Here is a 5,871-nt window from a genome sequence, read left to right as displayed (position 1 = left end):
GGGCGAGGCCCGCGGCGGCGACGCGCATGAGCTGCGCGCCGGCCGCGAGGAGCGGGGCCTCGGCGGCGCGGATGGCGTCCGCGGTCCACCCGGCGCGGAGGTCGGGCGAGCCCGTGTCGGGCTCGGTCACGACGCCGGCGCGATCCGGTCGACGACGAGCTCCGCCCAGGCCCGGTAGACCCGCCCGTACAGGGTGTCCTCGGGGTTCGGCGCCATGAAGTCGGGGATGCGCCAGGAGGGGAACGGGACGCTGTCGACGCCGTCGTGGCGGGCGACGACCCGGCGCGTGGTGCGGTTGAGCGCGTCCGCGTGGCGCCCGACGGCGCCGGCGATGGGCGGGGGCGTCACCGGGGATATCTCGAGCGGCGGCACCTCGATGACCAGCACCCGGCCTCCCGCGGGCATCCGGCTCCGCACCTCGACGATGCACGCCTCGAGCAGCGACTCCCAGAGGGGCGTGGGCGTGAACCGGATGGAGTCGCCGATGCCGAGCGCGAGGACCGCGACGTCGGTGCTCGCCCACGCCGGGAACGCGTCGATGCCGGCACGCCACGAGCGCACGGTGAAGTCGGGGAAGGCCTGCACGGACCAGAAGACGCCGCGGCCGGTGCGCACCGCGAGCTTGTGCGCGACCTGACCGGCGACGCCGAGGTCGTGCGACACGGTCTGGTAGCCGACCGCCGTCCCCTCCCCGACCACGGCCAGGCCGTAGGGGTCGGGGCCGGGCTGCGAGCCGGTGGGGGAGTCGCGGGGGAAGGTCGCGCGGCGCATCTCCCGGTACAGGACGCGGTACTGCAGCAGCCCGATCGTCGCCGACCGGAGCGAGGCGAGCGGCCCGGCGGAGAGCGCCCGGGACTCGGCGGGGAGCCGACGCGGCTCGGCGTCGCGCCCGGCGTCGTCGGGGCCGGGTCGGGCGGGAGGCGGAGCGCCGGTCATCGCCACCTGTCCCGTCCCTCGCGATGCCCCTGGTCCGGGGACGATCGCAGGATAACCCGCGCACGGGGTCGCCTGCATCGCGGACGCGCAGACGGCCCCGCAGCGGCTCGGCGGATCAGGCCAGGATGTCGCGCACCATGGGCGCCACGACCGTGCCGTAGCGCTCGATCCCGCCCATCATCCGCTCGTGCGAGAAGGGTCCGGCGCTGTACTTGAGGTCGAAGCGCGTGGCGCCGACGGCCTTCAGCGTCGCGGCGATCTTGCGGGCGACCGTCTCGGCGGATCCGACGTACAGCGAGCCGTGCTCGATCTCCTGCTCGTAGGACGCGCGGGCCAGCGGCGGCCAGCCGCGGTCCTTGCCGATGCGCGCGTGCATGACCTGGTAGTCGGGGAAGAACGCCTCGCGGGCCTCGGCGTCGGTCTCGCCGACGTAGCCGGGGGAGTGGATCCCGACGGGCAGGCTCGGCTGCTCCAGCTGGTCGAGAGCGCGCGCGAAGAGGTCGGCATACGGCGCGAAGCGGTGCGGCTCGCCGCCGATGATGGCGAGCATGAGCGGCATGCCGTGGCGCGCGGCGCGCACGACGGACTCGGGGCTGCCGCCGACGCCGATCCACGTCTTGAGGTGCCCGGCCGTGGTCTTCGGGAAGACGTCGTGGTCGGTGAGGGGCGCGCGGGTGCTGCCGCTCCAGGTGACGGGCGACTCCTTCACGAGCTCGGCGAACAGGCCCAGCTTCTCCTCGAAGAGGCGCTCGTAGTCGCTCAGCTCGTAGCCGAACAGCGGGAAGGACTCCGTGAAGGAGCCGCGCCCGAGGATGACCTCGGCCCGTCCCTCCGAGACGGCGTCGAGCGTGGCGAAGCGCTGGAAGACCCGCACGGGGTCGTCGGAGCTGAGGACGGTGACGGCGGATCCGAGGCGGATGCGCTCGGTCCTGGCCGCGATGGCGGCGAGGGCCACCTCGGGGGCGGAGATCGCGTAGTCGTCGCGGTGGTGCTCGCCGAGGCCGATGAAGTCCACGCCGACCTGGTCGGCCAGCACGCCCTCGGCGACGACGTTCCGGATCACCTCCGCGTACGGCAGCTCGCGTCCGTCGGGTCCGACCGTGACGTCCCCGAACGTGTCCAGTCCGAGCTCGATCTCCTGCGCCATGCTGCCCTGCTTCCCTATCCATGCGAACGTATGCATCTGGGTCAACCCTAGGCGTGCGGTCGGCATTCCCGCGAATCGCGGGCTCCCCGTCAGTCCACGACGGGCGCGGGGCGCGCGATCTCGGTGTCCTCGACGCGCGACTCCGGCATCAGCAGGCCCGCGACGACGGTCGCGAGCGCGCAGACGCCGACCGCGAGGAAGACGGCGCCCGACGCGGAGATGACGGCGTCCGGATCGCGCTGCCCGCCGGACGAGGCCGCGAAGATCGCGTTCGCGATGGCCCCGAACACGGCGACGCCGACCGCGCTGCCGATGGAGCGCGCGAACAGGTTCGCGCCCGTGACGACGCCGCGCTCGCCCCAGCCCACGCTCGACTGCGCGCCGATGAGGCTCGGCGTCGCGACGAGGCCGAGCCCCAGGCCCACGACGAAGCAGCCCGCGGCGATGCCCGCCAGGGTCGGCGTGCCCGCCAGCAGGGCGATGGAGCCGGTGCCCGCGATCGTCAGCGCCATGCCGATGAGCACGGTGCGGCGGAACCCGATGCGGAGGTAGAGGCGGCCGGAGAGGGAGGCGGAGATGGGCCAGCCGATGGTGAGCGCGGCGAGCGTGAGGCCCGAGACGAGCGGCGTCACCCCGAGCGAGCCCTCCAGGTACGTGGGCACGTAGGAGGTGAGGCCGATGAGGATGGCGCCGACGCCGAGCGAGACGAGCGTCGTGGTGAGCAGCAGGCGCCGCGAGAAGACCCAGAGCGGGAGCACGGGCTCGGCGGCCCGCCGCTCGACGAGGAGGAACGCGACGAGGAGCACCCCGCCGACCGCGAACGCGCCGATGCTCGGCGCGGAGTCCCACGCCCACGCCTGGCCGCCCTCCAGCACGGCGAGGATGAGCAGGCTGAGGCCGACCGTGAGGAGCGCCGCCCCGGCGTAGTCGACGCGGTGCCGCGTGCGCTCGATGGACTCGTGGAAGCGGCGGACGATCATCCAGCCCGCGACGAGGCACAGCGGCACGTTGACGAGGAAGATCCAGCGCCAGCTCGTGAACTCCGAGAAGACGCCGCCGAGGGTCGGCCCGACGACGCTCGACACCGCCCACACGCTCGCCAGGTACCCCTGCGTCCTCGCGCGCTCCGCGACCGTGTAGATGTCGCCGGCGATCGTGATCGCCATGGGCTGCACCGCGCCCGCGCCGAGTCCCTGCACGGCGCGGAAGGCGATGAGCGCGGGCATGCTCCAGGCGAGGCCGCACAGGACGGAGCCGATGAGGAACAGGCCGATGCCGATGAGGATGATCGGCTTCCGGCCCACCGTGTCGCTGAGCTTCGCGTAGAGGGGCACCGACACGGCCTGCGCGAGCAGGTAGATCGAGAACAGCCACGGGAACGAGGCGAAGCCCCCGAGGTCGTCCACGATCGACGGCACCGCCGTGGCGAGGATGGTCGCGTCGATGGCCACGAGGCCCGTCGTCATCATCAGGGCGATGAGGATCGGGCCGCGCTCGGATCGGAATCCGACGCCAGTGGTGTCAGTCATGGGCCTCCCGGGTCGTCCGGTCAACGCCGCGCGCGGCCGGGCACATTCCCGCGGGGAGCGGAATCGGTGTGGTCGACTGGGGGGATCCCACCGGAAGGACCCCCTGTGACGTTCCGCGCTCCCGACGCCTTCACCACCCGACCCACGCTCCGCGGCACCTTCGGCATGAGCGCCTCGACCCACTGGCTGGCGTCCGGCACCGGCCAGGCCGTTCTCGAGCGCGGCGGCAACGCCTTCGACGCCGCGGTCGCCGCGGCCTTCGTGCTCCACGTCGTCGAGCCGCACCTGAACGGCCCGGGCGGCGACATGACCGCCGTCGTGCACGTCGCCGGCCGGGACGCGCCGCGGCTGCTCATGGGCCAGGGGTCCGCGCCCGCCGCCGCGACGCCCGAGCGCTTCCGCGCCGAGGGCCTCGACCGCGTCCCCGGCGCCGGGGCGCTCGCCGCGGCCGTGCCCGCCGCGGTCGACGCGTGGCTCCTGCTCCTCGAGGACCACGGCACGTGGGAGCTCGCCGACGTCTGGGCCTTCGCCATCGGGTACGCCCGCGACGGGCACCCGGTGCTCGAGCGCGTGGGGCGCACCATCGCGGGCGTGGCCGACCTGTTCCGCGACCACTGGGCGGCGTCCGCGGAGTTCTGGATGCCGGGTGGCGAGGCGCCCGTGGCGGACACGCTGGTGCGGAACCCCGCGTGGGCGGCCGCGATGGAGCGGATCCTCGCCGAGGCGTCGACCGCCGCCGGCCCCCACGGCGGGCGCGCGGACCGCATCCGCGCCGCCCGCGCCGTCTGGGCCGAGGGCTTCGTCGCGGAGGAGATGGTGGCGAGCGTCCGCGCGCCGCACCGGCACTCCACGGGCACGGACCACGCCGGACTCCTCACGGCCGACGACCTCGCCGCGGCGCGCGCGTCGTGGGAGGACCCCGTGTCCGTCGAGTTCCGCGGCGTCCGCGTCTGGAAGACGGACGCCTGGGGACAGGGGCCCGCGCTGCTGCAGGCGCTGCGGATCCTCGACGGGTTCGCGGACGACGAGATCGACCCGGCGACGGCCGCGGGGATCCACCGCATCATCGAGGCCCAGAAGCTCGCGCTCGCCGACCGGGAGGCCTACTACGGCGACGCCGTGCCGGGCGGCGCGCCGCTCGACGTGCTGCTGTCGGCCGAGTACGCGGACGAGCGCAGGGCGCTCATCGCGGACACGGCGTCGCACGAGCTCCGGCCGGGGCGCGTCGCGGGCGTGGAGCCGTTCCTGCCGCCGCTCCTGGTGGAGGGCGACGCGCCCGTCTCCGCCGGCGGCACGGGCGAGCCCACCGTCTCGCGCACCGGCGAGACCCGCGGCGACACCTGCCACCTCGACATCGTCGACCGCTGGGGCAACATGATCTCCGCCACGCCCTCGGGCGGATGGCTGCAGTCGTCGCCGTTCATCCCGTCGCTCGGGTTCTGCCTCGGCACGCGCCTGCAGATGACGTGGCTCGAGCCCGGCGGGCCGTCGTCGCTCGTGCCGGGACGGCGCCCGCGGACCACGCTGACGCCCACGCTCCTCACGCGCGACGGCGAGCCCGTGGAGGCGCTCGGCTCGCCCGGCGGCGACCAGCAGGACCAGTGGCAGCTGCCGTACCTGCTGCGGACGATCGTCGGCGGCTTCTCCCCGCAGGCGGCCGTGGACGCGCCGACGTTCCACACGACGAGCGTGCCGGGCTCGTTCTGGCCGCGCACGTGGACGCCCGGCGGCCTGGTCGTCGAGGGCCGCGTGGGCGCCGACGTGATCGCCGAGCTCCGCGCCCGCGGGCACGAGGTCGAGGTCGTCGGGGACTGGGCGCTCGGCCGGCTGTCCGCCGTCACGCGCGATCCGGCCACGGGACTCCTCGGGGCCGCCGCGAACCCGCGCGGGGCGCAGGGGTACGCGGTCGGGCGATGACGCTCGACCGGCAGGTCGCCTCGGCGCTCATCGCCGACCACGCGCGGCGCCGCGTCGGGAGCGATGCGGCGCTGCGGGCGGAGTCGGCGCCGGGGCGGCTCGTCGCCGAGCCGGGTGCGGGGATCCCCTCGACGGGCGTCGTGCTCGGCGCGTCCGAGCAGCGGAACGCGACGTGCGGGGACGTGGTGGACCTGCGGGTGCTCGCGGCGGATCCGGCGCACCCGCACGACGCCGTCGACGGCGCGGACCGCGTGGTCGACGCCGCCGACCGCATCGCCGTCCGCTGGCACGGCCGCGGCTGCACGGTCTCCCAGGCGTCCGCGTCGATGCTCGCGGAGCTGG

4 protein-coding genes and 1 pseudogene are annotated in these 5,871 nt (G+C 75.0%); 2 read left to right on the top strand and 3 right to left on the bottom strand.

Going from position 1 to position 5,871, the window contains the following annotated elements; genetic code table 11:
* Nucleotides 1-126 precede the first annotated feature (126 nt).
* The 3 genes from Q6969_RS12305 to Q6969_RS12295 form a co-directional block, all read right to left on the bottom strand.
* The gene (locus Q6969_RS12305) at nucleotides 127-936 is read right to left on the bottom strand and encodes a GDSL-type esterase/lipase family protein (RefSeq protein ID WP_317230697.1); all 810 of its coding nucleotides are present in this window, start codon (nucleotides 934-936) and stop codon (nucleotides 127-129) included.
* A 115-nt stretch (nucleotides 937-1,051) separates the two neighbouring features.
* Nucleotides 1,052-2,083, bottom strand: coding sequence for an LLM class flavin-dependent oxidoreductase (locus Q6969_RS12300; protein WP_317230699.1), 1,032 nt, complete (start codon nucleotides 2,081-2,083; stop codon nucleotides 1,052-1,054).
* Between the two features lie 89 nt (nucleotides 2,084-2,172).
* On the bottom strand, nucleotides 2,173-3,612 hold the full coding sequence (locus tag Q6969_RS12295; protein ID WP_317230696.1) for an MFS transporter: 1,440 nt from the start codon (nucleotides 3,610-3,612) through the stop codon (nucleotides 2,173-2,175).
* Between the two features lie 105 nt (nucleotides 3,613-3,717).
* Here Q6969_RS12295 and Q6969_RS12290 point away from each other — a divergent pair, with 105 nt between their 5' ends.
* Nucleotides 3,718-5,529: a gamma-glutamyltransferase family protein gene (locus Q6969_RS12290; RefSeq protein ID WP_396335546.1), complete on the top strand. Its 1,812-nt coding sequence runs from the start codon at nucleotides 3,718-3,720 to the stop codon at nucleotides 5,527-5,529.
* Nucleotides 5,526-5,871: pseudogene (locus Q6969_RS12285) on the top strand (FeS cluster assembly protein); the annotation flags it as partial. The gene Q6969_RS12290 and the pseudogene Q6969_RS12285, both read left to right, overlap by 4 nt.

The sequence above is a fragment of the Clavibacter sp. MX14-G9D genome (genome assembly GCF_032917815.1).
In the GTDB taxonomy this organism is placed as follows: Bacteria; Actinomycetota; Actinomycetes; order Actinomycetales; family Microbacteriaceae; genus Clavibacter; species Clavibacter michiganensis_K.
The sequence above is the reverse complement of the archived record's forward strand: the minus strand, read 5'-3'. Positions and strand labels throughout refer to the sequence as shown.

Excerpts from the sequence above, each read along its gene's own strand:
- Q6969_RS12295 (WP_317230696.1), bottom strand. The coding sequence starts at position 3,612 with ATGACTGACACCACTGGCGTCGGATTCCGATCCGAGCGCGGCCCGATC.
- Q6969_RS12305 (WP_317230697.1), bottom strand. The coding sequence starts at position 936 with ATGACCGGCGCTCCGCCTCCCGCCCGACCCGGCCCCGACGACGCCGGG.
- Q6969_RS12300 (WP_317230699.1), bottom strand. The coding sequence starts at position 2,083 with ATGGCGCAGGAGATCGAGCTCGGACTGGACACGTTCGGGGACGTCACG.